The organism is Nocardioides jiangsuensis (assembly GCF_019679455.1).
Lineage (GTDB): Bacteria > Actinomycetota > Actinomycetes > Propionibacteriales > Nocardioidaceae > Nocardioides_C > Nocardioides_C jiangsuensis.
Genome location: NZ_JAIEZQ010000002.1, coordinates 1,110,870 through 1,135,726 on the forward strand (window position 1 = coordinate 1,110,870; position 24,857 = coordinate 1,135,726).

A 24,857-nucleotide genomic window follows, 5' to 3' on the forward strand; every position below is an offset into this window, starting at 1 on the left:
GCGCCGGCGGCTCCGGTCCGCTAGAGGCGGGCGTGCCCGTCGTACCCGCCGCGCGGCTCCGCGAGACCGAACACCCGGCCCACGGTCGGGGCAACGTCGACCGTGCGGGCGCGCGCGGTGGAGCTGCTCCGGTGCTTCACCAGGCGGTGTCCGCCGCCGATGAAGAACGGGATCGGCCGGGTCGCCGGGTGCCCGTGGTTGCCGGGGATCGGGTTGGAGTACTGCGCCGGGTCGCTGAACCGCCACCCGGAGCGGCAGAACACGACGAGGTCCCCGGCGAGGCCGCTCAGCCGCAGGTCGGCCGGGGCGTGCGCGGAGAGGACCCCGTCGGCGGCGAGCGCGATCTCACGCATCCGCGCCACCGCCGCCGTACGACGGTCCGCGGCGCCGGTCCAGTACAGCAGGTCCGCGCCGCCGTTCTGCGCGATCTGCACGCGGCCGGCGAGCATCGGGTCCTCCTCGAACCGCGGGGCCAGCGAGACCAGCCGGTCGGGCCGCGACCAGTCCATGGAGTGGTCGGCGAGGACCAGCACCACCGAGTGCTCCCACCGGCCGCTGCTCTTGAGCAGGTCCACGAACCGGCCGACCTGGGTGTCCACGTCGGCCAGCGCGGCCTGCCGGGCGGCCTGCAGGGTGGTGCCGGTCAGGTCGGAGTGCCCGACCCGGTCGCAGTCGCCGAGGTTGACGAAGACCAGGTTCGGGTCGAACCGCTCGACCATCCCGATCGCGGCGTCCATCGTGAACGCGTCGGGCGCGTGGCCGGTGATCGGCAGCACCGGCTCCGGCTCCCAGCGGTAGGTCGCGCGCGTGCCGAAGATCCCGTAGAGGTACTCCTTCGACAGCACCGTGCCGGTGGTGAAGCCCTGCCGGTTGAGCCGCGAGATCACGGTCGGGAACCGCAGGTCACCCGGCCGGTCGAGGTCGCGGACGACCTTCTCGTCGCGGTCGTAGACGGAGTTCGCGGGGACCCCGGACCGGTCGGGGCGGACCCCGGTCATCATCATCACGTGGTTCGGGATGGTCTCCATCACCGGCAGCGACTCGGCGCGCGGGAAGTTCGTCCCGTGGTTGCGCAGCGCGGCCAGCCGCGGCGTCAGGTCGGCGCCGATCTCGTCGGGGCGGCAGCCGTCCACCACGAGCACGTACACGCGGCGCTTGCCGTCCACGGCCGCCTGGGCGAGGGGTGCGCCCGCGGCGGCGGTGTAGGCGAGGGTCCCGCCGGCGAGCGCGCCGACGCGGAGGAAGGAACGACGGTTCAGGCTCGTCATCACCGACCACCCACCGGGTGGTCGACCGGGTGGACCTGCTGGCTGTTCGCGCGCGTCGCCCACGACGCCGTCCAGCTCGCCGGCGAGCGAGGGTCGGTGCGGTCCGCGACGACGTAGTAGTCCATCTGGGTCCTCCGCGAGCTCACGTCGAGGACCGAGAAGCCGTGGTCGTCGAAGTTGAGGTACTTGATGTGCCGGTTGCTGGTCTGGATCGCGGCCTCGACCCCCAGGCTCGTCGTACGGCGGGGGCTGCCCGTGATGTCGTCGAGGTTGTTGCTCGTCACGCTGGTGCAGACGAACTCGGTGGCCACCGAACGGCCCGACTCGGTCGGGTAGGTGCCCGCGTCGAGCGGCAGGTCGCACGCCCACGCCGAGTGGATGTCGCCGGTGAGGAACACGGTGTCCTTGACCCCGTGGTCGGCGAGGTGACGGAACACCTCGCGACGGTCGGCGGTGTAGCCGTCCCACTGGTCGACGTTGTACGGCGCGCCGTCCTCCGGCAGCAGCCCGGTCACGTCGTTCACGGCGCTGGTGACGTCCTGCGGGAAGGGCGGGAAGACGACGGGCGAGATCATCACCGGGTTGCCGACCAGCTTCCACTGGGTGCGGTTCTGGGTGAGCGACTGCTTGAGCCAGCGCATCTGCGCGTGGCCGGTGATCGTGCGCTCGGGGTCGCTGACCGTGCCGTCGGCCAGGATCTGGGCCTGCTTGGACCGGTAGGTGCGCAGGTCGAGCATGGACAGCTCCGCGAGGGTGCCGAACCGGAGCCGGCGGTAGAGCGCGGTGCCGTCGCCGAGGTCGACGGTGTCGCCCATCCGGACCGGCATCCACTCGTCGTAGGCGCGGCGGGCCCGGGCCTTGCGCTCGAACCAGTCGCCCTCGGTGGCGGGCTGGTGGTTCTCGGCGCCGGCGCGGTAGGCGTCGTTGGTGGTCTCGTGGTCGTCCCAGGTGACGATGAACGGGGCCGTGGCGTGCAGCGCCTGGAGGTCGTGGTCGCGCTTGTACTGCGCGTGCCGCTGCCGGTAGTCGGCCAGCGTGACGATCTCGTGGGCCGGCACGTGCCGGCGCACGTCCTGGTTGTCGTTGCCGGCGCCGTACTCACCCGGGGCGTACTCGTAGAAGTAGTCGCCGAGGTGGATCACGGCGTCGAGGTCGTCGCGCCGCGCGAGGTGCCGGTAGGCGGCGAAGTACCCGGCCTGCAGGTTCGCGCAGGACACCACGCCGAAGCGCAGGTGGTCCGGGCTCGCGGTCGCGGCGGGGGCGGTCCTCGTGCGCCCGACCGGGCTCGCGAGCCCCCGGTAGAGGAACCGGTAGTAGTACGTGGTCCGCGGGCGGAGCCCGGTCGCCTCGAGCTTCACGGTGTGGTCGCGACGGGCGCTCGTGGTGAACGCGCCCGTGGCCACCACGTCGGTGAAGCGGCGGTCGCGGGCGACCTGCCAGCGCACGGCCACGCGCGGGCCGCGACCGGAGCCGGGGGTCGCGTCGGGGGTCGGCGTGAGCCGGGTCCACAGGATCACGCTGGTGGGGTGCGGGTCGCCGGAGGCGACGCCGTGACGGAAGTAGCGGTTGCCCGCGGTGGCCGCCTCGGCGGGCTCGGGGTCGCCGAGGCCGAGGGTCAGCGTGCCGGCTCCGGCGGCACCCGCGACGAGCAGGGAACGACGGTCGATCTCGATGGGGGTCACGCGGGGGTCAACGAGCGGGGGCCGGTGGAGGTGACGGGGTGCGCGCGTTGTTCACGTCTCGTTCAGCCATCCCTCATGGCCGGGGAGACCTGGGTCACGGATGATGGTGATCGGGGGTCGGTACCCCCTGACAGGATGGACACATGGGGTCCTTGTTCGTGGTCAGCGACGTGCACGGCTACCGCGACGACCTGCGGCACGTGCTGGTCGAGGCGGGGCTGCTCGACGCGGACGGCGACTGGCGCGGGCACGAGGACGACGCGCTGTGGGTGCTCGGTGACCTCACCGACCGCGGCCCCGACGGGATCGGCGTCATCGACCTGGTGATGGGCCTGCAGCGGCAGGCGCCGGGCCAGGTGCACGTGCTGATGGGCAACCACGAGATCCTCGCGCTCGGCCGGCACCGCTTCCCGGGCAGCCGCTTCGAGGACAGCTGGCGGATCAACGGCGGTCGCCGGCGGGACCAGGAGGCACTCACCCCCGAGCACGTGGAGTGGCTGACGAACCTGCCGCTGATGGGGCGTGCCGGAGACTTCCTGCTCGTGCACTCCGACACCACCGAGTACCTCGCCTGGGGAGAGAGCGTCGACCAGGTCAACGCCACGGTGCGCGAGCAGCTCGCAGGTGACGACCTCGACGGGCACTGGGACGTGTGGGCGCGGCTGACCACGCGCTACCACTACACCGGGGCGCAGGGCGCCGACGTCGCCGCCGGGGTGCTCGAGACGTTCGGGGGAGAGGCCGTGGTGCACGGGCACAGCATCATCGGGTCGTTGCTCGGCGTCCCGTCCCACGAGGTCACCGACCCGATCCTGTACGCGGACGGGCGGGTGCTCGCGATCGACGGGGGCCGGTACGACGGCGGTCCGCTGCTCGTCGTACGCCTGGACTGAGCTCGAGGCCGCGCGGCGAGCCGCGGGCCGTCAGACGCGGCGGAGGACGGCGGTGACCTTGCCGAGGATGGTGGCGTCGGTGCCGTCGATCGGGTCGTACTGCTCGTTGTGGGGGAGCAGCCAGACCTTGCCGTCCTTGCGCTGGAACGTCTTCACGGTCGCCTCGCCGTCGAGCATGGCGGCGACGATCTCGCCGTTCTCGGCGTTGGGCTGCTGGCGCACGACCACGTAGTCGCCGTTGCAGATCGCGGCGTCGACCATGGAGTCGCCGACCACCTCGAGCAGGAACAGGGTGCCCTCGCCGACCAGGGTCTTGGGCAGCGGGAAGACCTCCTCGACGCGCTCCTCGGCGAGGATCGGGCCGCCGGCGGCGATCCGGCCGACCATCGGCACGTAGGTGGCCTGTGGCATCGCGTCGCCCATCCCGGTCTCGTCGACCACGGGCTCGGCGGCGTCGCGCTCGCCGGGGGTGAACACCTGGAGCGCTCGGGGACGGTTCGGGTCGCGCTTGAGGTAGCCCTTCTCCTCGAGCGTGCGCAGCTGGTGCGCCACGGAGGAGGAGCTGGTGAGTCCGACGAGCTCGCCGATCTCGCGCATGCTCGGCGGGTAGCCGCGGCTCTCGATCGAGTCGCGGATCACCGCGAGGACGCGCTGCTGGCGCGGAGTCAGGCCAGTGGAGTCCGGCGGACCGTCGGGAAGCTCCGCGACCTTCGGCCTGCCCTTGCCTGCTGCCATTGCCCTGCCCCTTACATCGTGGTCGGTTAGGCACAAGGTAGACCGATCCGACGCCCGGTTCAAACATCTGTTCGAACGGGCGTGTCTGCTTGAGTTCGTCCATGACTCCCGAGACCGCCGTCACATCCGTTGTCGTCACCGGGGCCGCGCGCGGCATCGGTCGCGCCGTAGCCGAGCTGCTCGTCGCCCGCGGTCACGCCGTGGTCGTCACCGACGTGGACGGCGAGGCCGCGCGCCGTACCGCCGACGAGATCGGGGCTGCCGCCGGGCTCGCCCAGGACGTCCGCGACGAGGGCTCGCACCGCGCCGTCGCGAAGGAGGCGCTGGTGCACGGTCCGCTCACCGCGTGGTTCAACAACGCCGGCGTCGGCAACGACGGCCCGCTGGCGGCGCTGTCGTCGGCGTCGGTGGAGCAGCTCGTCCAGGTCAACCTGATGGGCGTGCTGTGGGGGATGCGGGCGGCGCTCGAGGCGTTCGGTCCCGAGGGTGGTGACGTCGTGAACACCGCCTCGCTGTCGGGCCTCGGGCCGGTGCCGGGCCTCAGCGTGTACGCCGCGACGAAGGCGGCCGTGGTCTCGCTGAGCACCTCGGTCCACGCCGAGACGCCGCGGAACGTGCGGGTGCACGCGCTCTGCCCCGACGGCGTGGACACGGCGATGGTGGACGGGATGGACCCGCGGGGCATGGCCAAGGCGCTGGTCCACTCCGGGGGCGGGCTGCTGACGGTCGACGCGGTCGCCGCGGAGGCGGTCGGGCTGATCGGCTCCTCGCGGGTGGTGCGGTCCCTCCCCGCCTGGCGTGGGGGACTCATGCGGGTCACCTCGCAGGCGCCGTCGGTGGCCATGCGGGGGCTGCCGCAGTTCGTGGCGCTGGGGCAGCGGGTGATCCGCAAGCGGGGGTAGCGCCCGCGGTTTGTTCGAACGTCGTTCGAACAAATGTTCGGCGTGTTCCTTGATTTGCCGCTCTGGGTGCGTTTATCTTCGTACACATGTTCGATCGAACAGGCTTTCGATCGACTCCCGCCGGAAACTGTCGGTGGTCGTCGATAGACATCTGTTCATGAACACCACGACCGGCACCATCGAGGAGGTCTCTCTCATGAGCACCATCGCTGCAGCACCCGGCTTCGGCACCCGCCGACCCACGGCCACCCGCCGCGTCGCGCCCCGCCCGGCGGCCGCGCCCGTCGACGTGCGTCTGACCCGCCGCGGCCGGCTCGTGCTGCTGGTGCTGTTCCTCGGCCTGGTGACCGCGGCGCTCATGGGCCTCGGTGGTCAGTCCGCGGCGACCGGTGAGGCCGGTGACCCGGTCCCCACGCGCACCGTCGTGGTGCACGAGGGCGACACGCTCTGGGCGATCGCGTCCGAGGTGGCCGCCCCCGGCGACGTGCGGGAGATGATCCACCAGATCGAGGAGCTCAACGCTCTGTCCGGCGCGAGCCTCAGCGAAGGCCAGGAGATCGCCGTCCCTGTGGGCTGACGCGCACAGGGGTATGACTTGCCGCCGGCTTCCCTCGACCCGGAGCCGGTGACGAGGGGAAGAACAGGGGCGGGGCCGCTACGCGTGGTCCCGCCCCTGTTGCATGTCTGCGTGTTCTGGGGCGGCGGCATTGGCAGGCGTAGTCGGCTTGGGGGCGGGGACCGTTGTCGGCGGGGGCGGCCCGCCCGCCGGGGCCGTTACGTCGCCCGGCTGACGCCGTCGGCGATGAACCACTGGCCCGCGGTGTACGTCGCCATGACCGCGACCTCCAGCCTCGGGGAGGGCGTGCGACGCAGGAACTCCTGAGCGCCGAGGAGGGTGTCCGACAGCAGGAACAGCGAGGTTCCCAGCGCAATGCGCCGACGGGCCGCCTGGGGAAGCTCGGGGTCGAGGACGGTGGAGGCGCCGAACATCGCGGCCAGAGCGGCGGAGTACGCCGCGACCGGGACGCCGAGGGCGGGCTCCCTGCGCCCGGCGGCGAACGCCATGACGGGCGCAGTCGCGACCCAGGAGGCGGCCGCAAGCTTGGGACCGGAGTCGTTGAGCCGGGCCTGGGGGTCGCGGGCCGATCCGAAGGCGGAGAGGTAGGCGACGTGGGCGGCGAGGAACGACCCGACCCCGGTCAGGAACGCGCCCTGGCTCTTGCGGAGCAGCGCCACGTCGCCGCCCCAGGAGAACGCCTGCGCTGCGAGCGTGCGTGAGGTGAGCGCCGGCATCGGGGCGGGTGCGGTCCTCGTCTCGACCGTGGTGACGGTCGCGAGTGCCGGCATGAGCAGTGGCTTCGTGACGAACCGGGCCCGCCGCGCCCTCACTCCGGTCCGGCCGGCCAGGTACGAGTCGGTGGCGGCGAGGGCGATATATGCGGCGCGGGCAAGCAGGCGGGCTTCGGGCATGCGTCATCCTTGCGTGCCGCCGTTCCCGTCGGCCACGCGGGCCGCTCGACCTGCGCCATCAGGCGTCGACGAGAAGCAGCTCCTGCCAGATGTCGTCCGCGGCTTCGTCCGCCAGGAGGCCGTCCACTGCCCAGTCGCTGGTGGGCTGCTCGGTTGCGTGGACGTGGAACCTGCTTCCGAAGCGGGTGGTCCAGTCGTAGGAGCCGTCGTCGTTCCGGACGACCCTGAAGCCCTTCGAGTGCTTCATCCTGTGGTGCCTCCTGCACAGTGGCTGGAGGTTCTCGGTGGACGTCTCGCCGGCTGGGTACTCGGTGCGGTGGTCCAGCTCCGCGGTGACCGAGGCCCTGCTGCACCCCGGCCAGATGCAGGCCGGGTCGGCGGCGACGACCTGACGCCAGATCGGTTTGGTCGGCGCGTAGCTCCCGACCGACAGCTCGACACAGGTGCGGGCCTGGTCGGTGAGCATCCGGTACCAGGTCGCCTCCGGGTGCAGGGCCAGCTGGCGGACGAGGTCTGCCGGGAGCGCGTGCCCACCGGACATGACTCCCGGAGCGTCGGTCATCCCCATCAGCGTCTGGATCGGAACGGTGACGTTGATGACCGGCCGCGCGTAGCTGCCGCGTGACTCGTGGTGGGCGATCGTGCGAGCCGGGTCTCGTCCGTCGTACGTCTCGTCGTCCTCGAGCTCCGCGTCCGTAGCGCCGACGGTGAGGCGGCCGTGGATGAGGTCCAGGAGCACGTCGGAGCGCAGCTGTTCCAGGGTTCGTGACTCGTCCGGGCTCTGGCACAGCTGCTTGGCGATCAGCGTCAGTCGGTAGTCGGCTGCCATCGCGTCGGGTAGCGCGGTGCTGACGCTGAGGTACGCGATGCCGTTCTCGCCGGGCCGCAGGGAGACCCGGCGTCGCTTGAACGCCTCGGCGAACGAAGTCTCGTCGGTCTTCTGCGGCAGCTTGAGGCGGCGGTACCGCGCGGCTCGCTGCAGCTGGGAGCGCGAGATCCTGCAGAGCGGATGGGCCGGGTCGTCGAGCTTGGCGAAGTAGTCCTCCATGGCGGCGGCGAACGTCGCGATGTCCTCCTCGTTCGCCAGCGACCTCGCCTGCTCGAGGACGAGCAGGGCGCGGCCGAGGTCGAGACGACCGCTCTCGCAGCGCCGCCAGAGCGCGGGGAAGCGGTCCTGGAGCTCGGTGGCGTTGTCGAGGTGGATCTCCACGGTCATCTCGGAGAGGCCGAGCAGGGGAGCGAACTCCGCTGTCGTCGCCTGGAGCGGCGTGAGCGTGAAGTAGGACGGTCGGTCGTTCGGCTGGGACGCGGACTCGGCGACCCGGCGGCGGTGGAAGTCTCGGAGGGCGTTGAGCCGGCGCGCCCGAGCGGCGTTCTCCTCGACCTGCAGCCTCACTGCCAGGTCGAGGAGCTGCTGGTCGGTGTGGCTCCAGTCCTCGTCCTCCCAGGCGGAAAGATCCGGTGGCCGGGGTGGGGGAGCCGGGTGCGGGGTCGTGGGCTGGGGTGGCGATGTCGGGTCGTGGCCGTGCCGCCGTACGGCGCTGGTTGGGTGCATTGGCTCCCCCGGTGATCAAATCGAACGTATGTTCGACTCTATCCGGAAGTGCCGACGGTTTCGATGGTCAGACGGAATCTGTGGAGTACGGATTGTCGGAGTGCGCTGCACGGCCTACTCGTAGTTGCCGGATAGGACTGCGGTCGCCTCGCTGATGCGGAGGCTGCTTGGCGGACCGGTGATGGTCACGGTCTCGTCTATGTCTTGCCAGGCGCCGGCGTTCACGCGGAAGCGTGCGGTGTAGGTGACGTCGACGCTCGGCTGGACCGTGGTGTCGGCGTCGGAGTACGAGTAGGTGAGCTCCTTGGAGGGGTACGGCGCGCCCGGCGACGCCGTGGTCCGGGTCGAGCCGTCGCCGAAGTGCCAGGAGAACTGCGCCGTCGTGGCCTCGATGTCGACCTGCTGGCCGAGCAACCGCACCGTGGTCGTGAACGGCTCGGCCTCGGTGTAGAAGATCGTCGCGAAGTTCACCAGCGTCTTGTCGGCCGGCTGGGTCTTCGCCTCGAGCGTCGGGAGGCCGATCCGGCGCAGCTCGTTGAGTACCAGCGCCGCCGTGACCTGGGGTCGGGGCGTGTCGGCGGCGGTCGGCGGTTCTCCGAAACACTGAGTGCCCAGCGGCAGCCAAGCTGGTGGCTGATCGGTTCGGCCCCAGAGCCGGTACATGCGCTCGCGACCGTCGGCGCATGCTTGGGCTGCTTGGCAGTCCAGTAGCGACGATTCGTTGCTACTCCCCGGATCCGCGCAAGCGATGATCCATCGATACTGCACGAAGGCGGAGGCGGTTTCGTCGCCCTGCGCAGCAATCACTGTCCCATCTTGGGAGTCCTTATTGGTCTCATTGACTGCGGCGACGAACACGGTGTCGCCTTGCACGCCGCCGTCCACGTTCGTATCTGCATGAGCGGGAGCGGCGGACGCGATAGCGAACATAACGATGCCGACGGTGGTGACCTGCGGAAGCGGAGTCCCCATCACTGGGTCGCCTCCAGGCGATGCACCTGCCAAGTCTGATCGGACCGGCGGAGATGAAAGTCGAGATTCCCTTGGCTGGCTGGGGACTGGCTCGGCGGGCTGGTGCTATCGGCATACATCGTTTGGGCAGCGATGTCGATGCTCACCGCCAGTAGCGGCTGTCGGATGTCCCCGGTTGAGAGAGAGTTCACGCTTTGTATGGACCATCCTGCTCCCGCCAGGCGACCACCTGACTCGTAAACCTCCTCGATGCGCTGTTCAATGGCGTCGCACGTCTTGCAGTCATCGGATGCCAATCGAGCGAGTGCGCTGGTGTCCCCGGTCTGCATGCCAAAATTGACGGCCTCGACGTAGTGCCCGACGAAGGCTTTGGCGGAGGCTTCTGTGGTGCCCTTCGCCTCTGGGGGCAGCGACGGCGCCGCGACGGTGGGGGAGCTGCTGGGAGAGGGTGAGCCGACCGACTCGCTCGGCTCCGGCAGCGGAGATGGCTCGGGGTTGGAGGTGCAGCCGGCGAGCACCAGGCCGGCGAGGCTGAGCCCAACGGCGCCTCGACGCATCAGCATCCGTGTCACGTGATTCGACCCCCTCGTACGGCACCGCACCGAGATGCCGTCCCGGTACAAACCGGACACGGCCTTCAGCAACTTACTGACGGAGCCGCCTCCCCGCTAGACCCCAGCGCCCCACCTGTGCACAACCCTTGGGTGACAGGACGAGTCCTGCTGGACCCGGTCCGACTCAGGGGTGAGCTCTAAACCGGTTGCCCGCCGCCGTAGCAAGGCAACACGCTTGCACCCGTGCACCCGCTCTCGCTCTGGCTGGTCTACCGCGGCACCTGGGGATTCGTCGGCACCCTGTCGTGGACGACCGCCGCGGTGTACTTCCTGCGCGACGTCGGGATGTCACCGCTCCAGCTCGTCCTCGCGGGGACCGCGCTCGAGATCGCCTACTTCCTGTTCGAGGTCCCCACCGGCGTGGTCGCCGACACGTACTCCCGCAAGGCCTCCGTCGTGGTTGGCACCCTGCTGTCGGGCCTGGCCATGGTCGGCATCGGCGCCCTGCCGGACGTCGGCTGGGTCGTCGCCGGCATGGGCTTGTGGGGCTTCGCGTGGACGTTCCGCAGTGGCGCCGAGGACGCGTGGCTCGGCGACGAGCTCGGACCGCACCGGCTGGGCGCGGCGTACCAGCGCGGCGCCCAGGTCGCCCGCGTGACCGGCCTGCTCGGCATCGGGGCGGCGGTCGCCCTGGCCCTGGTCGACCTCCGGCTGCCGTTCGTCGCCGCCGGCTGTACGGCGGTCGCGCTCGCGTTCGTCCTCGTGGGCGTCATGCACGAGCACGGGTTCACCCGCCCGGAACGTGATGCCACGACGACCGTCGTACGCGACGCACTCGCCACCGCTCGCGGCGGGGCCGGTCTCGTCCGCCGCACGCCGATCCTGCTGCTCGTGGTGGGGATCTTCCTGTGCACCGGCGCGTTCGAGGAGGGCTTCGACCGGCTGTGGGAGGCGCAGCTGCTGCTCGAGGTGGGCCTTCCCGAGCTCGGTCCTCTGGGCGACGTCGCCTGGTTCGGCATCCTTGCTGCCGCGACGCTGGTGCTGTCCTTCGCGGTCGCGGGGCCGTTGGTGAGGCGCGTCGAGGCGTTCGACAACGCCCGCCTCGCGCGGCTGCTGCTCGTCCTGCACGGCGTGCTGATGCTGTGCGCCCTCGGGTTCGCGCTCGCCGGGTCGCAGTCCCTCGCGGTCGCGGCGTACCTCGCCACGTCCGTCGTACGCAACCTCACGGGGCCGACGTTCCAGACCTGGCTCAACGGCACCATCACGGACTCGTCGGTGCGGGCCACCGTCCTGTCGATCACCAGCGTCGCGGGCAGCGCGGGGGAGTGGGCCGGCGGGCCGGCGCTCGGCCTCGTCGGCACCCGGTGGAGCGTTCGCGCCGCTCTCGCGACCGGGGCTCTGCTCCTCGCCCCGACGCTGCTGCTGTTCGCGCGGGCGGTCCGGCACCACGGCATCGAGCCGGAGCTGGCCGGGTCCGCCACCGACGCCGACACCGACACCGACGCCGACACCGCCACCACCGACACCGCCGACAGCGACGCCGCAGGGGAGGTTGGCACGCCTCGATAGGGTTTGAACCACATGAACCCGGGCGACGTTGCGACGAACCCTCGGTGGACCCTGCTCGTCCCCGTCCTCGGCGTCATCCTGCTCGTCGCCACCTGGGGCCGGGAGCTGGGCTGGTTCCCGGTCGTGATCGTGTCGCTCGGTCTCGGCGCCAGCGTGCTCGCCGCCGTGCATCATGCCGAGATCGTCGCGCTGCGGGTGGGGGAGCCGTTCGGCACGCTGATCCTGGCGGTCGCCGTGACCGTCATCGAGGTCGCGCTGATCGTCACCCTGATGAGCTCCGGCGGGGACAAGGCCGCCTCGCTGGCCCGGGACACGGTCTTCGCCGCGATCATGATCACCTGCAACGGCGTGATCGGGCTCAGCCTGATCCTCGGCACGATCCGGCACCGCGTCCAGGAGTTCCACGTCGAGGGCGCGAGCGGCGCGCTGGCCGTGCTCACCGCGATGGTCACGCTGAGCCTGGTGCTGCCGACGTTCACCTCGACCACCGCCGGCCCCACGTTCTCCGGACCGCAGCTCGCCTTCGCGGGCGTGGCGTCGCTGGCGCTGTACGGCGTCTTCGTGTTCGTCCAGACGGTCCGCCATCGTGACTACTTCCTCCCCGTCGGTACGGCGGCCGACGAGGAGGACGTGCACGCCGCCGCGCCGAGCGACCGCACCGCCTGGGCCAGCCTTGGGCTGCTCGTGCTCTGCCTGGTCGCCGTCGTGGGGCTGGCGAAGATCGCCTCCCCGACGATCGAGTCGGGTGTGCTCGCGGTGGGCGCGCCGATCTCCAGTGTCGGCGTGGTGATCGCGCTGCTCGTGCTCGCGCCGGAGACGCTGGCCGCCGTACGCGCCGCCCGGCTCAACCGGATCCAGACCAGCCTCAACCTCGCGCTCGGCTCCGCGATGGCCAGCATCGGGCTCACCATCCCGGTGATCGGGCTCGCGTCGATCTGGCTCGCGGGGCCGCTGCACCTCGGCCTCGGCGGCACCGAGATGGTGCTGCTCGCGCTCACCGTCGTGGTCAACGTGCTCACCCTCTCCACGGGCCGCGCGACCGTGCTGCAGGGCAGCGTGCACCTCGTGGTGTTCTCCGCGTTCCTGTTCCTGGCGATCTCGCCGTAGCGGTCCGCTAGGTTCGTCGAAGTCACGACGCGTCCGCGTCCCGACGTACCGAGGAGCGTGGATGGACACCAAGGCCAGCCTGGTCGGCGAGCGGCTCCGGAACAGCTTCTGGTTCACCCCGGCCCTGATGCTCGCCGGTACGACGGTGCTGGCGTTCCTCACCGTCGCGATCGACGACAACGCCGATCCGGAGAAGGTCGCCTGGCTCAAGCCGATCGTCTACTCGGGCGGACCGGACGGCGCCCGCGAGGTGCTCGGCGTGATCGCCGCCTCGATGATCGGGGTGGCGGGCGTGGTCTTCTCGATCACCATCGTCAGCCTCCAGCTCGCCTCGGGACAGTTCGGCCCGCGGATGCTCGCCAACTTCGTCCGCGACCGCGGCAACCAGGTCACCCTCGGCACGTTCATCTCCGCGTTCCTGTACTCCCTGCTGACGCTGCGAACCCTGCGCAGCGACGACCCGACCTCGGTGCCGCACCTGTCGGTGACGGTGGCCCTGGCCTTCGCGATTGCCGGGCTCAGCGTGCTCGTCTACTACATCCACCACGTCGCGGTCACGATCCAGGCGCCGACGCTGATCGAGACGATCACCCGGGACCTGCGCAAGGCCGTGGACGCGCTCTTCCCCGACCTCGACGGCGTCGACGAGGCCACCGAGGCGCACGGGCACGAGCTGCCGGACGGCTTCCACGACGACGCACGCCGGATCTGGTCGGGGAGCACCGGGTACGTCGACCTGATCGACCTCGACCGGCTCGTCGCGACCGCCCGCGAGCACGACCTGGTGCTGCTGCTCGAACAACGTCCCGGCCGGTTCGTCGTACCGAACTCCACCGTCGTCCACGCCTGGCCCTCGAACCGTGTGAGCGACGACCTCGCCGACGACATCGCGGACCTGGTCATCACCGGCCCCAAGCGGACCGTGGTCCAGGACGTCGAGTTCCCGATCCGGCAGCTCGTCGAGATCGCGGTCCGCTCGCTGTCGCCCGGGCTGAACGACCCGTTCACCGCCAGCACCTGTGTCGACCAGCTCAGCGCGGGCCTCTGCGACCTCGCGCAGCGCCGGTTCCCGTCGCCGCACATCGCCGACGAGGCGGGCGTCCTGCGGGTGGTCATCGGCGACCCGGTCACCTGGCCGCGGCTGGTGGGTGGCGCGTTCGACCAGGTCCGGCAGACCGCGAAGTTCCACGCGCAGGTCTACCTGCACCTGCTCGAGGCGCTGACCCGGATCGCCTACTGCGTCGAGGACGAGAGGCGGCTGCAGCCGCTGCTCGACGAGGGCCGTCTGGTCCTCGAGGGTGCCCGGGAGAACCTGCCCGCCGAGTCCGACCAAGACGTGGTGAAGGAGCGGCACGCGGTGCTGCTGGCCGCCGTCGAGTCGCGCCGGGCCTGAGGCGGTACGGCGGCAGGCGGCTGCGTCGCGCGGCGCGCCGGCCGGCCGGCCCGCGTCAGGTCACAACGGCACACGTGTCCCGCTGTGACACGTTCCGGCGCGGGGACCGTGCCACAACCGCACACCTGTGCCGTCGTGGCGGACCGGCGCCCGGGTGGCCGCCGAGGACGGTCTACGACGCGCGGCGCCGGCCGGGGGCGGCGCGGCGGGGCTGGTAGTCGGAGACGATGCCGAGCGTGCGGAGGCCGCGGCCGACGAGTACCAGGAAGAGCAGCAGGCACACCACCGCGCCGATCGACGCGGCGATCGTGAACACCCACGCCGGGGTCTGGCCGCGGACCGCGAGCACGCCGAAGTCGGTGGCGGCACCGACGAGGTAGAACCACGCCATCCCGGTCAGCACCGCGCCGAGCCCGTGGGCGGCGACCTGCGGCCAGGGGCCGGGGCCCGAGCGGGCCTGGCTGCGACGGCCACGCGCGACCGGCTCGCTGCGCCTGGCGCCGCCCTGGCTCCGTACCACCCCCGGCTCCGCGCGGCGGCCGGAAGGCTCCGCGCGGCGCCCGACCGGCCGGCTGGTCTCGCTCACTTGGACCTGTGGGCGAGCAACGCCCGGACCTGGCTGAGCAGCACCATGATCGGGAGCACCACCAGCGCGATGCCGATGGCTCCCAGGCCGACCGCCGCCACGACCGGGCCGTCCGCCTCGAAGGTGGCCAGGCTCGTCGCGACCAGCAGGAACCCGAGGTAGACCATGACCGCCCCGAGGGCCACCGTCACGAACACGGCGACCACGCTGCTGATCGGTTTCCCCTCGTTGCTCACGCGCCACAGGTTATGTCATCGGCAGGTCTCACTCGGTGCTGATCGCTTCGAGCACATCGAGCTTCGCGGCACGTCGTGCGGGGATCACCGCGGCGAGCACACCGACCGCGGCCGCGAGCACCACGAACACGCCGAGCCGGGCCCACGGGATGTCGAGCACGTCGACGCCCTGGTCGGCGATCGCCCGCTGCAGTGCCACCCCGAACGCGATGCCCATCAGCACGCCGAGCACCGCCCCGAGCACCGCGACGATCACCGACTCCAGCCGCACCATCCGTCGCAGCTGGGCGCGGCTCAGCCCGACCGCGCGGAGTAGGCCGACCTCCCGGGTCCGCTCGATCACCGACAGCGCGAGGGTGTTCACGATGCCGAGGACCGCGATGATCACCGCGAGGCCGAGCAGCGCGTAGATCACGTAGAGGAAGAAGTTGATCTGCTCGCGCTGCTCTTCGGCGAACTGGCTCGGGTCCTTCAGCGTCACCGTGGGCAGCTCCGCGGTGATCTCCTCGACCGCCGTACGGATCGCCTCGGTGTCCGCCGCGTCGTCCTTGGTGAGGAACACCAGCGAGTCGAGCGGCGCGAGCCCGCCCTTCTCCAGCGTGTCGAGGGTGACCAGGTAGTTGGCCGGGATCGCGCCGGGGTTGGCGTAGATCCCGACGATCTCGAGGTCCACGGTGCCGCCCTGGAACTTCAGCCCGATCTCGTCGCCGACCCGGTAGCCCTTCTCCTGGGCGGTGGCCGCGTCCACGACCACCGTGCCGGGCTTCAGGGTCGCCAGCGCCCCGGCGACCATCGGGAACTGCAGCGCCTCGGCGAGCTGGTCGGGGTCGGCCGCGCCGACGAACGCCGAGCCGCCGCCCACGAGGTCGGGGTAGGCCTGCCGGAACTGGGCCACGGTCTCGATCCCGTCCACGTCGCGGATCTGCTCCGCGACGCTGGTGGAGAACGGGGTGCCGACCACGTTGGACACGATGAACTGCGAGGTCAGCGTCTCCTCGACGGCCTTGTCGGTGCTCGCGGTGGCCGAGCTGCCCAGGATCGACATCAGCGCGACGAGCGCGAGGCCGATCATCAGGGCCGAGGCGGTGGCCGCCGTACGACGGGGGTTGCGCAGCGAGTTCTGGGCCGCGAGCTGGCCCACGGTCCCGAACACCCGGCGGTACACCGCGCCGAGGCCGTGCACGAGCGGCTTGCCGAGCACCGGGCTCATCAGCGACACCCCGACCAGGATCAGCAGCATCCCGCCGCCGATCGCGGAGAGCCCGTCCGTGCCGCCGTCGAGCGCGAAGCCGAGCACCATGCCACCGATGCCGAGCACCACCATCGCGGTGCCCACGAGCATCCGGCGGTGCAGCGACGCCTCGGGCAGCGCCACGTCGTCGCGCATCGCGGCGACCGGCGGGATGCGCGAGGCGCGACGGGCCGGCAGGTAGGCCGCGAGCATCGTCACGAGGATGCCGACCGCGTAGGCGACGACCACCGTCCGGGGGTTCACCGGGAACTCGGCGGTGGACAGGTCCAGGCCGATCGCGCCGAACAGCGCGCGCAGCCCGAGCGCGAGCAGGTAGCCCGCGGCGAGCCCGACCGTGGAGCCGATCAGCCCGACCGCGAAGGCCTCGGCGAGCACGGAGCGGTTCACCTGCTTCTTCGACGCCCCCATCGCGCGGAGCAGGGCGAGCTCGCGGCTGCGCTGGGCGACCAGGATCGAGAAGGTGTTGATGATCAGGAAGGTGCCGACGACCATCGCGATCGCCGCGAAGACCAGCAGGAAGGTGTTCAGGAAGCCGAGCACCTGCGAGAGCCCCTCCTCGCCGGTCTCGATCACCTCGTCGCCGGTGCGCGCGGTGACCCCTTCGGGCAGCAGGGGTACGGCGGCGTCGACGAGCTGCTGCTGCGAGACGTCCTCGGCGGCGTTGAGCGAGATGCCGTTGTAGACGTCGCGGCCGTCGAAGAACAGCTCCTGCATCGCCTCGGGGTCGAAGATGGTCAGCGTCGCGCCGGCCAGGGAGCCCTCCCCGAACTCCACGAGCCCGACGAGCCTCGCCCTCATCGTGGGCGGGTCGCCCGGCGTGACCAGCGTGATCGTGTCGCCGACCTCGAGCTTCCCCTTCTCGGCGGTGCCCACGTCGATCGCCACCTCGCCGGTGCCGGACGGGTGCTCGCCCTCGACGTACTCCACGATCCGGTTGCCGGTCACCGACCGGGTGTCCACGTCGGAGAACGCGAGCCCGGGCGGGCCGTTGCCGCCCACGAGCTTGCCCTCGCTGCCGATCACGTAGAGGCTCTGCAGCTGGTTGTACGGGTGGACCCCGTCGGCCTCGGGCAGCGCGCGGAGCCGGTCCACGACGGCCGCGGGGATGGTGCGGTTGTCCTGCTGGGAGTCGAAGTCGTTGGCGCCGGTCGGGGCGATCTCGGCGTCCGCCGTCCCGCCCTTGATGATGCCGCTGAACGCGCCGCCCATCGCGTCGGTGAAGATGAACGAGCCCGCCACGAACGCGACGCCGAGCACGATCGCGAAGGCGCTGAGCAGCAGCCGGACCTTGCGGGCGAACAGGTTGCGCCAGGTGACCCGCCACATGGTCAGGCCCCCGCGCTGGTGCCGGTGCCGGCGCCGGTCACCGCGCCGGTGACCGCCCCGGAGGTCGTGCCCGGCACCGCGTGGGCGCTGAGCGTGCCCATCACCTCGAGCACCCGCTCGGCGGTGGGGTCGCGGAGCTCGTCGACGATGCGTCCGTCGGCGAGGAAGATGACCCGGTCGGTGTACGCCGCCGCGACCGGGTCGTGGGTGACCATCACGACCGTCTGGTGGTACTCGTCGACGCTGCGTCGCAGGAGGCTGAGCACCTCGGCGCCCGACGTGGAGTCCAGGTTGCCGGTGGGCTCGTCGGCGAAGGCGATCTCGGGCCGCGACATGAGCGCGCGGGCACAGGCCACCCGCTGCTGCTGGCCGCCGGAGAGCTCATTGGGCCGGTGGTGCAGCCGGTCGCGGAGGTTCACGGTGTCGATCACCGCGTCGAACCAGTCCGGGTCGGGCTTGCGGCCGGCGATCGACAGCGGCAGCTCGATGTTCTCCCGCGCGGTCAGCGTCGGCACCAGGTTGAAGCTCTGGAAGACGAAGCCGATCTTGTCGCGACGCAGGGTGGTCAGCTGCTTGTCCTTGAGCGAGCCGAGCTCGGTCCCGCCGAGGTAGACCTGCCCCCTCGTGGGGGAGTCCAGCGCCGCCATGCAGTGCATGAGGGTGGACTTGCCGGAGCCGGAGGGCCCCATCACGGCGGTGAACTCACCGCGGAGGAAGTCCACGGTGACCCCGTCGACCGCGGCCACGGCCGCCTCGCCCTCGCCGTACACCTTGTGCAGGTCCACCGCTCGCGCGGCCACGCCGTTGCTGTTGGTCATCAGGGGTTCCCTCCCGGCTGAAGTAGCCCCTCCAACGTAGTGAGGCAGGTGAAGCGCTGCACCCGCTTTGGGGCCGGCCGAGGGGAACTGTGGGGGAGGACCGGGGTGTGGTCAGGGACGGGTCAGGGACGACCCCGGCTCAGAAGGAGCGGACCATGCCGCCGTCGCAGCGAAGCCGGACCCCGGTGACGTACGACGCGGGCTCGCTGGCCAGGAAGACGACGGCGGCGGCGAACTCCTCGGGCCGGCCGTACCGCCGTGCCGGGATCGCCTGCTCCGACGCGGCGCGGACCTCCTCCGGGGTCGACCCGCTGCGCTCGGCGCGTGCCCGGTCGAGCGCGGCGACCCGGTCGGTGTCGATCCGGCCGGGCAGCACCATGTTCACGGTGACCCCGTCCGCGGCGACCTCGGCGGCAAGGGTCTTGAGGTAGCCCGAGAGCGCCGCGCGGCCGGTGTTCGACAGCGCCAGCATCTCGATCGGCTCCTGCACCCCGCTGGAGCCGACCGCGACGATCCGGCCCCACCCGCGCTCGCGCATCGACGGCAGCGCCGCCTCGACGAGCCGGTGGTGCTGCACCATCAGCGTCTGCAGCGCGGCCTCGAGCTTGTCGGTGGCCAAGCCCGCCGCGGTGCCGGGCGGCGGTCCGCCGCCGTTGAGCACGAGTACGTCGACGGCGCCGAACGCCTCGACCGCCTGCTGGTGGAGCCGGGCCGGTGCCTCGGGGTCCGCTAGGTCGACCGCGACGCCGATCGCGGAGGGCAGCGCAGCCGCCTGCTCCTTCGCCACGTCGCCGCGGCGGCCGGCGACCACCACGTTGGCACCCTCGGCGGCGAAGGCCTTGGCGCAGGCCAGGCCGATGCCCGAGGTCGATCCGGGGATGAGCACGGTGCGCCCGCGGAGTCCGGTGTCCATGTCAGGAAGCTCCTTCTGTCGAGTCGGCGACGGCGGCCAGGTGCGCCGGCATCAGGCTCAGTATCGTCTCCGGCGCCGTGCGCGCGGGTGCCCGGACCGAGGACTCGGCGAACACCCCGCGTCGTCGCAGGATCTCCTTGCGCAGCGCGAGCCCGATGCCCGGCTGGGCCTCGAAGTTCACCAGCGGCAGCCACGGCGCGAACGCCGCCCGGGCCTCGGTGAAGCCTCCACGTGCCCAGGCGTCGAGCGCGGCACGCAACCCCTCGGGGTGGGAGAAGCCGGTCATCGCTCCCGCGGCGCCGGCGGCGAGCTCGTCGAGCAGGCCCACCCCGCCGAGCCCGCCGAAGACGGGGACGTCGGTCCCCGCGGTGAGCGCGCCGATCGCCGCGCTGGTCGGGGGAGCCTCGGACTTCACCGCCACCACGAACGGGCAGTCGGCGAGCACCTGCAGCACCGCGGCGGCGGTGATCCGCACGCCCGAGGCTTCCGGGTAGTCCTGGAGCACGATGCCGGCGCCCGTGACGCGGTGGACCGCGTCGAGGTGCCGGGCCAGGACGGTCGGGTCGGCGGTGTTGGCCTGCACCATGACCCCGGCCAGCGCCGGGCCGGCCGCGGCGGCCGCCGTACGCGCCTGCTCCACGGCGACCGCGGTGGTGCGGGCGGAGACGCCGACCACCAGCGGAGTCCCCGGTGCCTGCTTCGCGACCGTCTCGACGACGGCGGACTGCTCCGCGGAGTCGAGCGCGACACCCTCGCCGAAGACGCCGAGCACGACGAGCCCGTCGGTAGGGACCCCGAGGTAGAGGTCGACCTCGCGGCGCAGCGAGTCGTGGTCCACCTCGAGGGCGGGGCCGTGGAAGGGGGTGGCGAGCACGCCCCACAGCCCGTGACGCAGGGGAGTGGTGTTCATCGGTCCTGGTTCCTTTCAGCGGAGGTGCCGAGATGGCCGCGCCGGAGCGCCTCGGTGACGATGTGCTCGGCGATCGCGAGCGCGGAGGTGGCGCCGGGCGAGGGTGCGTTGCGCACGTGCACGACCCGGTCGGTGCCGGTGATCACGAAGTCGTCGACGAGCCGGCCGCGGGCGTCCATGGCCTGGGCCCGGATCCCGCGCGGTCCGCGGGTGACGTCGGCGGTGTCGATGCCGGGCACGTACTTGCGGGCCTCGGCGACGAACGCGGCCGGGCTGAGCGCGGTCCGCGACTCCCGTACGGCGGCCGCGACGTTGCCGGCCGCGAACCGCCAGAAGCCGGGGAAGCCCACGGCGTCGCGCACGTCGCGCGGCACGACCTGCCGCGGCCGGTACGCCTCGCGGCCCAGGGACAGGAACGCGTTCGGGCCGAGCATCACCGCTCCGTCCACGCGCTTGGTCAGATGCACGCCGAGGAACGGGTAGCGCGGGTCGGGAACGGGGTAGATCAGCCCGTTGACCAGGTGCCGCTTGGCCGGGGCGAGCATGAAGTAGTCGCCGTAGAACGGCACGATCCGCGGGTCGCGGGTCTCCCCGGCCCGGCGGGCGAGCCGGTCGGACTGGAGCCCCGCGCAGGTGATGACCAGGTCGAACTCGTCGGTGCCACCGGCGGTGCCGACCCGGACCGTGCTGCCGCGCTGCTCCAGGGCGGTGACCTCGTGGCCGAGGCGCAGGGTGCCGCCGGCGTCGCGGAGCTCAGCGGCGAGCGCGGTGGTCATCGCGGGGTAGTCGACGATCGCGGTGTGGGGGGAGTGCAGGGCCCGGATGCCGCGGGAGTGCGGCTCGACCGCGCGGATCTCGTCGGCGTCGATGATCCGCACGTCGGGGACTCCGTTGGCGACCGCGCGGGCGTGGATCGCGTCGAGCCGCGCGGACTCCCGCTCGTCGAGGGCCACCACGACCTTGCCGCACTCGTCGTAGGCGATGTCGTGGCGCTGCACGAACTCCTGGAGGAGGTGGACGCCGCGCCGGCACAGCGTCGCCTTGAGGCTGCCCGGGTCGTAGTAGAGCCCGGCGTGGACGACGCCGCTGTTGTGCCCGGTCTGGTGCGCGGCGAGGCCGTCCTCCTTCTCGAACAGAGTGACCTCTGCACCCTCCAGACGCCGGCTCAGGTGCCGCGCGACGGCGGTGCCGATGATGCCGCCGCCGACGACCGCGACGCGGACCCCGCTCACCGGGACGCCGCCTGCGGCTCGAGGAACAGCGGGGGAGCGGCCCGGTAGGTGGCCGGCGTCTCCGAGAGCGTGATCGGGTGCGCGACCTGGGCGACGGGCGCGTCACGACCCGGGTCGTCGACGTACCGCACCGGCTGCAGCCCGAGCCTCTCCGCGAGCGCGAACGCCTGCCCGAGGTCGTTGATCGGGCCGCAGGGGACGCCGAGCTCCGACAGCCGGGCGAACCAGTGGTCCGCGCTCTCGCGGCGCAGCTCGGCCTCGAGGTCGGCGACCAGCTCCTCGCGGTGCGCGACGCGGTGCGCGTTGGTGGCGAACCGTGGGTCGGCGGCGAGGTCGGGACGGCCCAGGCCCTCGGCGAGCCGGGCGAACAGCTTGTCGTTGGCCGCGGCGACCGCGAACGGCCGGTCCGCGGTGGCGAGCACCTCGTAGGGCGCGATGCTCGGGTGCCGGTTGCCCATCGGCGCGGGCACCGCCCCGGTCGTCACGTGCGCGGAGGACTGGTTGGTCAGCGCGGACAGCAGCGAGGAGAGCAGGTTGACCTCCACCCGCTGGCCGCGGCCGGTGCGGTCGCGGTGCCGCAGCGCGGCGAGGACGCCGAGCGCCGCGTGCAGGCCGGTGACCACGTCGACCAGCGCGACGCCGACCTTGGTGGGGCCGGTCTCGGGGTCGCCGGTGACCGACATCAGCCCGCCGACGGCCTGCACGATCAGGTCGTAGCCGGGCAGCGCGGCGCCGGCGTGCGGCCCGAACCCGGTCACCGAGCAGTAGACGAGCCCGGGATGGCGCTCGGCGAGCTGCTCGTAGCCGAGGCCGAAGCGCCCCATGGTGCCGTCCCGGAAGTTCTCCACCAGCACGTCGCAGGTGCCGACCAGCTCGCGCGCCTCGCGGCGGCCGTCCTCGGTGCGCAGGTCCACCACCCGGGAGGTCTTGTTGCGGTTGACCGAGAGGAAGTACGTCGACTCGCCGCCGGACCAGGGCGGGCCCCAGGTGCGCGTCTCGTCGCCGCCGTCGGGGCGCTCGACCTTGACCACCTCGGCGCCGAGGTCGGCGAGCAGCATCGTGGCGTACGGCGCCGCGAGGACCCGGCTGAAGTCGGCGACCCGGACCCCGTCGAGCGCACCGGTCACCGGAAGGCTCCGTGGCCGGTGAGGGCCTGGCCGATGACGAGCTGGTGGACCTCGGAGGTGCCCTCGTAGGTGAGCACGGACTCCAGGTTGTTGGCGTGCCGCATCAGCGGGTACTCCAGGGTGATCCCGGCCGCGCCGAGGATGGTGCGGCACTCCCGGGCGATCGCGATCGCCTCCCGGACGTTGTTCAGCTTGCCCAGCGACACCTGCTCGGGGCGCAGCCGCCCGGCGTCCTTCAACGCGCCGAGGTGCAGCGCGAGCAGCATCCCCTTCCCGAGCTCGAGGGTCAGGTCGGCCAGCTTGGCCTGGGTCAGCTGGTAGGCGGCGAGCGGCTTGTCGAAGATCTCGCGCTCGCCGGCGTAGGCGATCGTGGTCTCCAGGCAGTCCCGGGCCGCGCCCAGGGCACCGAACACGATCCCGTACCGGGCCTCGTTCAGACACGACAGCGGCCCGGACAACCCCCTGGCCCCGGGCAGCACCGCGTCCGCGGGCAGCCGCACCCCGTCCAGGACCAGCTCGGAGGTGACGCTGGCGCGCAGCGACATCTTCCGGGTGATCTCCGGGGCGGAGAACCCGGGAGTGTCGGTGGGCACCACGAACCCGCGGACCACCGGCCCACCCCGCCCGTCGCCGGTGCCGTCGCCGTCGTCGGGGTCGGTCTGGGCCCAGACCACCGCGACGTCGGCGACCGACCCGTTGGTGATCCACATCTTCGACCCCGACAGCACCCAGTCCCCGCCCGGGTCCCGGCGGGCGCGGGTGCGCATCCCGGCCGGGTTGGACCCGAAGTCGGGCTCGGTCAGCCCGAAGCAGCCGATCGCCTCCCCCGCGGCCATCGCCGGCAGCCACGCCTGCTTCTGCTCCTCGCTGCCGTGCCGGTAGATCGCATACATCGCCAGCGACCCCTGCACGCTGACCAGCGACCGCAGCCCGGAGTCACCGGCCTCCAGCTCCATGCACGCCAACCCGTACGCGGTCGCCGAGGTGCCCGCGCAGCCGTAGCCGTCCAGGTGCATGCCCAGCACCCCCAACGACCCGAGCTCCCTGGCCAGGTCCCGCACCGGCAACGCCGCCGCCTCGTACCAGCCCGCCACCTCCGGCCGGACCCGCTGCTCCACGAACCGGGCCACCGTGTCCCGGATCGCCAGCTCCTCCTCCCCGACCAACGCATCGGTACCGAACAGGCCAAGCGGGGACTGGGGGGTCTTGCTGGACAACGTGCTCTCCTCGTCTCGGGTGGTGCTGGTCTTCACGGGTTCGGTCAGGCGGTGGAACGGGTGCTGCGTGGGCCGCCCCGGGTGCGGAGCGGCCCACGCGGGTGACGTGAGGTCACGCCGTACGCGTCAGCCCAGGTTCTCGAGCGCGCGCTCGGAGCCGGGGTGCAGCGGGACCGGGTCGGTCTTCGCGGCGTTCTCGACGCTGATCTCCTCGGCGGCCGGGTGCACCTGCACCAGGTCGGCCTTCTTCTCCAGCATGAGGGTGGTCAGCGCGCACGTCAGGTTGTCCGGGGCGTCGTTGCGCACCATCAGCAGGTTCGGCACCCGGAAGGTGGGGATGTCCTCGCCAAGCCCGTAGGTGTCACCGGGGATGCTCGCCTCCTCGTAGACCGGGCTGATCTCCTGCAGCTTCGGCAGCAGCGGGGTGACGTCGACGAACTTCACGTCCTCACCCATCGAGGTGAACAGGTCGGTGACCGCCGGGGTGGGCAGGCCGCCGGACCAGACGAAGCCGTCGAGCGAGCCGTCCTTCATGCCGTCCACGGTCTTGGTGAGGTCGAGACGCTGGGCCTTGACGTCGCTGGTCTTCAGCCCGGCGACCTCGATCATCCGGTTTGCGATGACCTCGGTGCCGGACTCGGGGGAGCCGGTGGAGATCCGCTTGCCCTTGAAGTCCTCGACCGAGTCGATGCCGGAGTCGGCCTGGACCACGACCTGGGTGTAGTTGTTGTAGATCCGGCCGAGCGTGGAGACGTCCTGCGGGCCGTCGAAGTCGCCGGCACCGTTGACCGCGTCCGCGGCGGTGTCGGCGAGGGAGAAGGCGATGTCGTAGTCGCCCTCGACGAGCTGCTGGATGTTCTGCACCGAGGCGCCGGTCTCCGCGGAGGTGGCCTGGAGGTCGGTCTCGGCGTTGATGACCTTGGCCAGGCCGCCGCCGACGACGTAGTACACGCCGGTGGAGTTGCCGGTGGCGATGCTGACGCTGCCGGTGCCGGCGTCGCAGCTGCTCTCGTCGGCGCCGGAGCCGGCCGCGGCGCGGTTCTGCTGGCCGCCGCACGAGCTGAGCGTCAGCGCGGAGGCGAGGGCGATGCCGGCGAGCGTGGTGATGCGTTTCATGGTGTTTCCCAATCCGGTAGGGGC

General features: G+C 71.8%; 23 protein-coding genes. 6 read left to right on the plus strand and 17 right to left on the minus strand.

All coding sequences use genetic code 11. The annotated features are described in order from the left end of the window. Window positions 1-20 precede the first annotated feature (20 nt). Window positions 21-1,268: an alkaline phosphatase family protein gene (locus K1X13_RS13855; RefSeq protein WP_225914980.1), complete on the minus strand. Its 1,248-nt coding sequence runs from the start codon at window positions 1,266-1,268 to the stop codon at window positions 21-23. Further along, a complete protein-coding gene (locus K1X13_RS13860; RefSeq protein ID WP_221025605.1) occupies window positions 1,268-2,950 on the minus strand; it encodes an alkaline phosphatase D family protein in 1,683 nt (560 codons plus the stop codon). The genes K1X13_RS13855 and K1X13_RS13860 overlap by 1 nt, the downstream gene beginning before the upstream one ends. Before the next feature lie 143 nt (window positions 2,951-3,093). On the opposite strand from K1X13_RS13860, the gene K1X13_RS13865 reads away from it, so the two are divergent. Further along, on the plus strand, window positions 3,094-3,843 hold the full coding sequence (locus K1X13_RS13865; protein WP_221025606.1) for a metallophosphoesterase: 750 nt from the start codon (window positions 3,094-3,096) through the stop codon (window positions 3,841-3,843). A 30-nt stretch (window positions 3,844-3,873) separates the two neighbouring features. On the opposite strand, the gene lexA is transcribed toward K1X13_RS13865, so the two are convergent. Continuing rightward, complete coding sequence (gene lexA / locus K1X13_RS13870) at window positions 3,874-4,578, minus strand: transcriptional repressor LexA (protein WP_221025607.1); 705 nt, start codon at window positions 4,576-4,578, stop codon at window positions 3,874-3,876. 101 nt (window positions 4,579-4,679) lie between these two features. Between lexA and K1X13_RS13875 the strand changes: the two genes are divergently transcribed. Both K1X13_RS13875 and K1X13_RS13880 read left to right on the plus strand, forming a co-directional pair. Beyond that, on the plus strand, window positions 4,680-5,480 hold the full coding sequence (locus K1X13_RS13875) for an SDR family oxidoreductase (RefSeq protein ID WP_221025608.1): 801 nt from the start codon (window positions 4,680-4,682) through the stop codon (window positions 5,478-5,480). Between the two features lie 157 nt (window positions 5,481-5,637). Continuing rightward, entirely contained in the window at window positions 5,638-6,057 is a 420-nt protein-coding gene (locus K1X13_RS13880; RefSeq protein WP_221025609.1) for a LysM peptidoglycan-binding domain-containing protein, read from the plus strand. Between the two features lie 197 nt (window positions 6,058-6,254). Here the strand turns inward: K1X13_RS13880 and K1X13_RS13885 are convergent, their stop codons facing one another. From K1X13_RS13885 to K1X13_RS13900, 4 genes are all read right to left on the minus strand, one after another. Continuing rightward, window positions 6,255-6,950 (minus strand): lysoplasmalogenase, encoded by a 696-nt coding sequence (locus tag K1X13_RS13885; protein WP_221025610.1) that lies wholly within the window; start codon window positions 6,948-6,950, stop codon window positions 6,255-6,257. Window positions 6,951-7,008: 58 nt separating this feature from the next. Beyond that, window positions 7,009-8,505 carry an HNH endonuclease signature motif containing protein gene (locus K1X13_RS13890; protein WP_221025611.1) on the minus strand — a complete coding sequence of 499 codons (1,497 nt, stop codon included), beginning with the start codon at window positions 8,503-8,505 and terminating at the stop codon, window positions 7,009-7,011. 114 nt (window positions 8,506-8,619) lie between these two features. Continuing rightward, entirely contained in the window at window positions 8,620-9,477 is an 858-nt protein-coding gene (locus K1X13_RS13895; RefSeq protein WP_221025612.1) for a hypothetical protein, read from the minus strand. Continuing rightward, window positions 9,477-10,040 carry a DUF6318 family protein gene (locus tag K1X13_RS13900; protein WP_225915221.1) on the minus strand — a complete coding sequence of 188 codons (564 nt, stop codon included), beginning with the start codon at window positions 10,038-10,040 and terminating at the stop codon, window positions 9,477-9,479. Before K1X13_RS13900 ends, K1X13_RS13895 begins: the two co-directional genes overlap by 1 nt. A 234-nt stretch (window positions 10,041-10,274) precedes the next feature. Between K1X13_RS13900 and K1X13_RS13905 the strand changes: the two genes are divergently transcribed. The 3 genes from K1X13_RS13905 to K1X13_RS13915 all read left to right on the plus strand — a co-directional run bounded on the left by K1X13_RS13905 (window position 10,275) and on the right by K1X13_RS13915 (window position 14,100). Further along, the gene (locus K1X13_RS13905) at window positions 10,275-11,600 is read left to right on the plus strand and encodes an MFS transporter (protein WP_221025614.1); all 1,326 of its coding nucleotides are present in this window, start codon (window positions 10,275-10,277) and stop codon (window positions 11,598-11,600) included. A gap of 12 nt (window positions 11,601-11,612) precedes the next feature. Then, window positions 11,613-12,707 carry a calcium:cation antiporter gene (locus K1X13_RS13910; RefSeq protein WP_221025615.1) on the plus strand — a complete coding sequence of 365 codons (1,095 nt, stop codon included), beginning with the start codon at window positions 11,613-11,615 and terminating at the stop codon, window positions 12,705-12,707. Window positions 12,708-12,768: 61 nt separating this feature from the next. Next, on the plus strand, window positions 12,769-14,100 hold the full coding sequence (locus tag K1X13_RS13915) for a DUF2254 domain-containing protein (RefSeq protein WP_221025616.1): 1,332 nt from the start codon (window positions 12,769-12,771) through the stop codon (window positions 14,098-14,100). Between the two features lie 172 nt (window positions 14,101-14,272). On the opposite strand, the gene K1X13_RS13920 is transcribed toward K1X13_RS13915, so the two are convergent. The 10 genes from K1X13_RS13920 to K1X13_RS13965 all read right to left on the minus strand — a co-directional run bounded on the left by K1X13_RS13920 (window position 14,273) and on the right by K1X13_RS13965 (window position 24,833). Continuing rightward, window positions 14,273-14,686 carry a hypothetical protein gene (locus K1X13_RS13920; RefSeq protein ID WP_221025617.1) on the minus strand — a complete coding sequence of 138 codons (414 nt, stop codon included), beginning with the start codon at window positions 14,684-14,686 and terminating at the stop codon, window positions 14,273-14,275. After that, window positions 14,683-14,922: a hypothetical protein gene (locus K1X13_RS13925; protein WP_221025618.1), complete on the minus strand. Its 240-nt coding sequence runs from the start codon at window positions 14,920-14,922 to the stop codon at window positions 14,683-14,685. The genes K1X13_RS13920 and K1X13_RS13925 overlap by 4 nt, the downstream gene beginning before the upstream one ends. 28 nt (window positions 14,923-14,950) lie before the next feature. After that, window positions 14,951-17,500 carry an ABC transporter permease gene (locus K1X13_RS13930; RefSeq protein ID WP_221025619.1) on the minus strand — a complete coding sequence of 850 codons (2,550 nt, stop codon included), beginning with the start codon at window positions 17,498-17,500 and terminating at the stop codon, window positions 14,951-14,953. Between the two features lie 2 nt (window positions 17,501-17,502). After that, entirely contained in the window at window positions 17,503-18,318 is an 816-nt protein-coding gene (locus K1X13_RS13935; RefSeq protein ID WP_221025620.1) for an ABC transporter ATP-binding protein, read from the minus strand. Between the two features lie 139 nt (window positions 18,319-18,457). Beyond that, window positions 18,458-19,231, minus strand: a complete 774-nt coding sequence (locus tag K1X13_RS13940; protein WP_221025621.1) for an SDR family oxidoreductase — start codon at window positions 19,229-19,231, stop codon at window positions 18,458-18,460. 1 nt (window position 19,232) lies between these two features. Next, entirely contained in the window at window positions 19,233-20,141 is a 909-nt protein-coding gene (locus K1X13_RS13945; protein ID WP_221025622.1) for a dihydrodipicolinate synthase family protein, read from the minus strand. Then, on the minus strand, window positions 20,138-21,373 hold the full coding sequence (gene lhgD / locus K1X13_RS13950; RefSeq protein ID WP_221025623.1) for an L-2-hydroxyglutarate dehydrogenase: 1,236 nt from the start codon (window positions 21,371-21,373) through the stop codon (window positions 20,138-20,140). Before lhgD ends, K1X13_RS13945 begins: the two co-directional genes overlap by 4 nt. Beyond that, the gene (locus tag K1X13_RS13955) at window positions 21,370-22,500 is read right to left on the minus strand and encodes a CaiB/BaiF CoA transferase family protein (protein ID WP_221025624.1); all 1,131 of its coding nucleotides are present in this window, start codon (window positions 22,498-22,500) and stop codon (window positions 21,370-21,372) included. Before K1X13_RS13955 ends, lhgD begins: the two co-directional genes overlap by 4 nt. Next, window positions 22,497-23,717, minus strand: coding sequence for an acyl-CoA dehydrogenase family protein (locus K1X13_RS13960; protein ID WP_221025625.1), 1,221 nt, complete (start codon window positions 23,715-23,717; stop codon window positions 22,497-22,499). Before K1X13_RS13960 ends, K1X13_RS13955 begins: the two co-directional genes overlap by 4 nt. A 126-nt stretch (window positions 23,718-23,843) precedes the next feature. Further along, window positions 23,844-24,833 carry a TAXI family TRAP transporter solute-binding subunit gene (locus K1X13_RS13965; protein WP_221025626.1) on the minus strand — a complete coding sequence of 330 codons (990 nt, stop codon included), beginning with the start codon at window positions 24,831-24,833 and terminating at the stop codon, window positions 23,844-23,846. Window positions 24,834-24,857: the final 24 nt, after the last annotated feature.

What these genes read in the sequence shown, in the direction of transcription:
- K1X13_RS13875 (WP_221025608.1), top strand. Translation starts at nt 4,680, where the DNA reads ATGACTCCCGAGACCGCCGTCACATCCGTTGTCGTCACCGGGGCCGCG.
- K1X13_RS13945 (WP_221025622.1), bottom strand. Translation starts at nt 20,141, where the DNA reads ATGAACACCACTCCCCTGCGTCACGGGCTGTGGGGCGTGCTCGCCACC.
- K1X13_RS13890 (WP_221025611.1), bottom strand. Translation starts at nt 8,505, where the DNA reads ATGCACCCAACCAGCGCCGTACGGCGGCACGGCCACGACCCGACATCG.
- K1X13_RS13910 (WP_221025615.1), top strand. Translation starts at nt 11,613, where the DNA reads ATGAACCCGGGCGACGTTGCGACGAACCCTCGGTGGACCCTGCTCGTC.
- K1X13_RS13965 (WP_221025626.1), bottom strand. Translation starts at nt 24,833, where the DNA reads ATGAAACGCATCACCACGCTCGCCGGCATCGCCCTCGCCTCCGCGCTG.
- K1X13_RS13880 (WP_221025609.1), top strand. Translation starts at nt 5,638, where the DNA reads ATGAACACCACGACCGGCACCATCGAGGAGGTCTCTCTCATGAGCACC.
- K1X13_RS13930 (WP_221025619.1), bottom strand. Translation starts at nt 17,500, where the DNA reads ATGTGGCGGGTCACCTGGCGCAACCTGTTCGCCCGCAAGGTCCGGCTG.
- K1X13_RS13855 (WP_225914980.1), bottom strand. Translation starts at nt 1,268, where the DNA reads ATGACGAGCCTGAACCGTCGTTCCTTCCTCCGCGTCGGCGCGCTCGCC.
- K1X13_RS13940 (WP_221025621.1), bottom strand. Translation starts at nt 19,231, where the DNA reads ATGGACACCGGACTCCGCGGGCGCACCGTGCTCATCCCCGGATCGACC.
- K1X13_RS13935 (WP_221025620.1), bottom strand. Translation starts at nt 18,318, where the DNA reads ATGACCAACAGCAACGGCGTGGCCGCGCGAGCGGTGGACCTGCACAAG.
- lexA (WP_221025607.1), bottom strand. Translation starts at nt 4,578, where the DNA reads ATGGCAGCAGGCAAGGGCAGGCCGAAGGTCGCGGAGCTTCCCGACGGT.
- K1X13_RS13865 (WP_221025606.1), top strand. Translation starts at nt 3,094, where the DNA reads ATGGGGTCCTTGTTCGTGGTCAGCGACGTGCACGGCTACCGCGACGAC.
- K1X13_RS13900 (WP_225915221.1), bottom strand. Translation starts at nt 10,040, where the DNA reads ATGCTGATGCGTCGAGGCGCCGTTGGGCTCAGCCTCGCCGGCCTGGTG.
- K1X13_RS13885 (WP_221025610.1), bottom strand. Translation starts at nt 6,950, where the DNA reads ATGCCCGAAGCCCGCCTGCTTGCCCGCGCCGCATATATCGCCCTCGCC.
- K1X13_RS13915 (WP_221025616.1), top strand. Translation starts at nt 12,769, where the DNA reads ATGGACACCAAGGCCAGCCTGGTCGGCGAGCGGCTCCGGAACAGCTTC.
- K1X13_RS13895 (WP_221025612.1), bottom strand. Translation starts at nt 9,477, where the DNA reads ATGGGGACTCCGCTTCCGCAGGTCACCACCGTCGGCATCGTTATGTTC.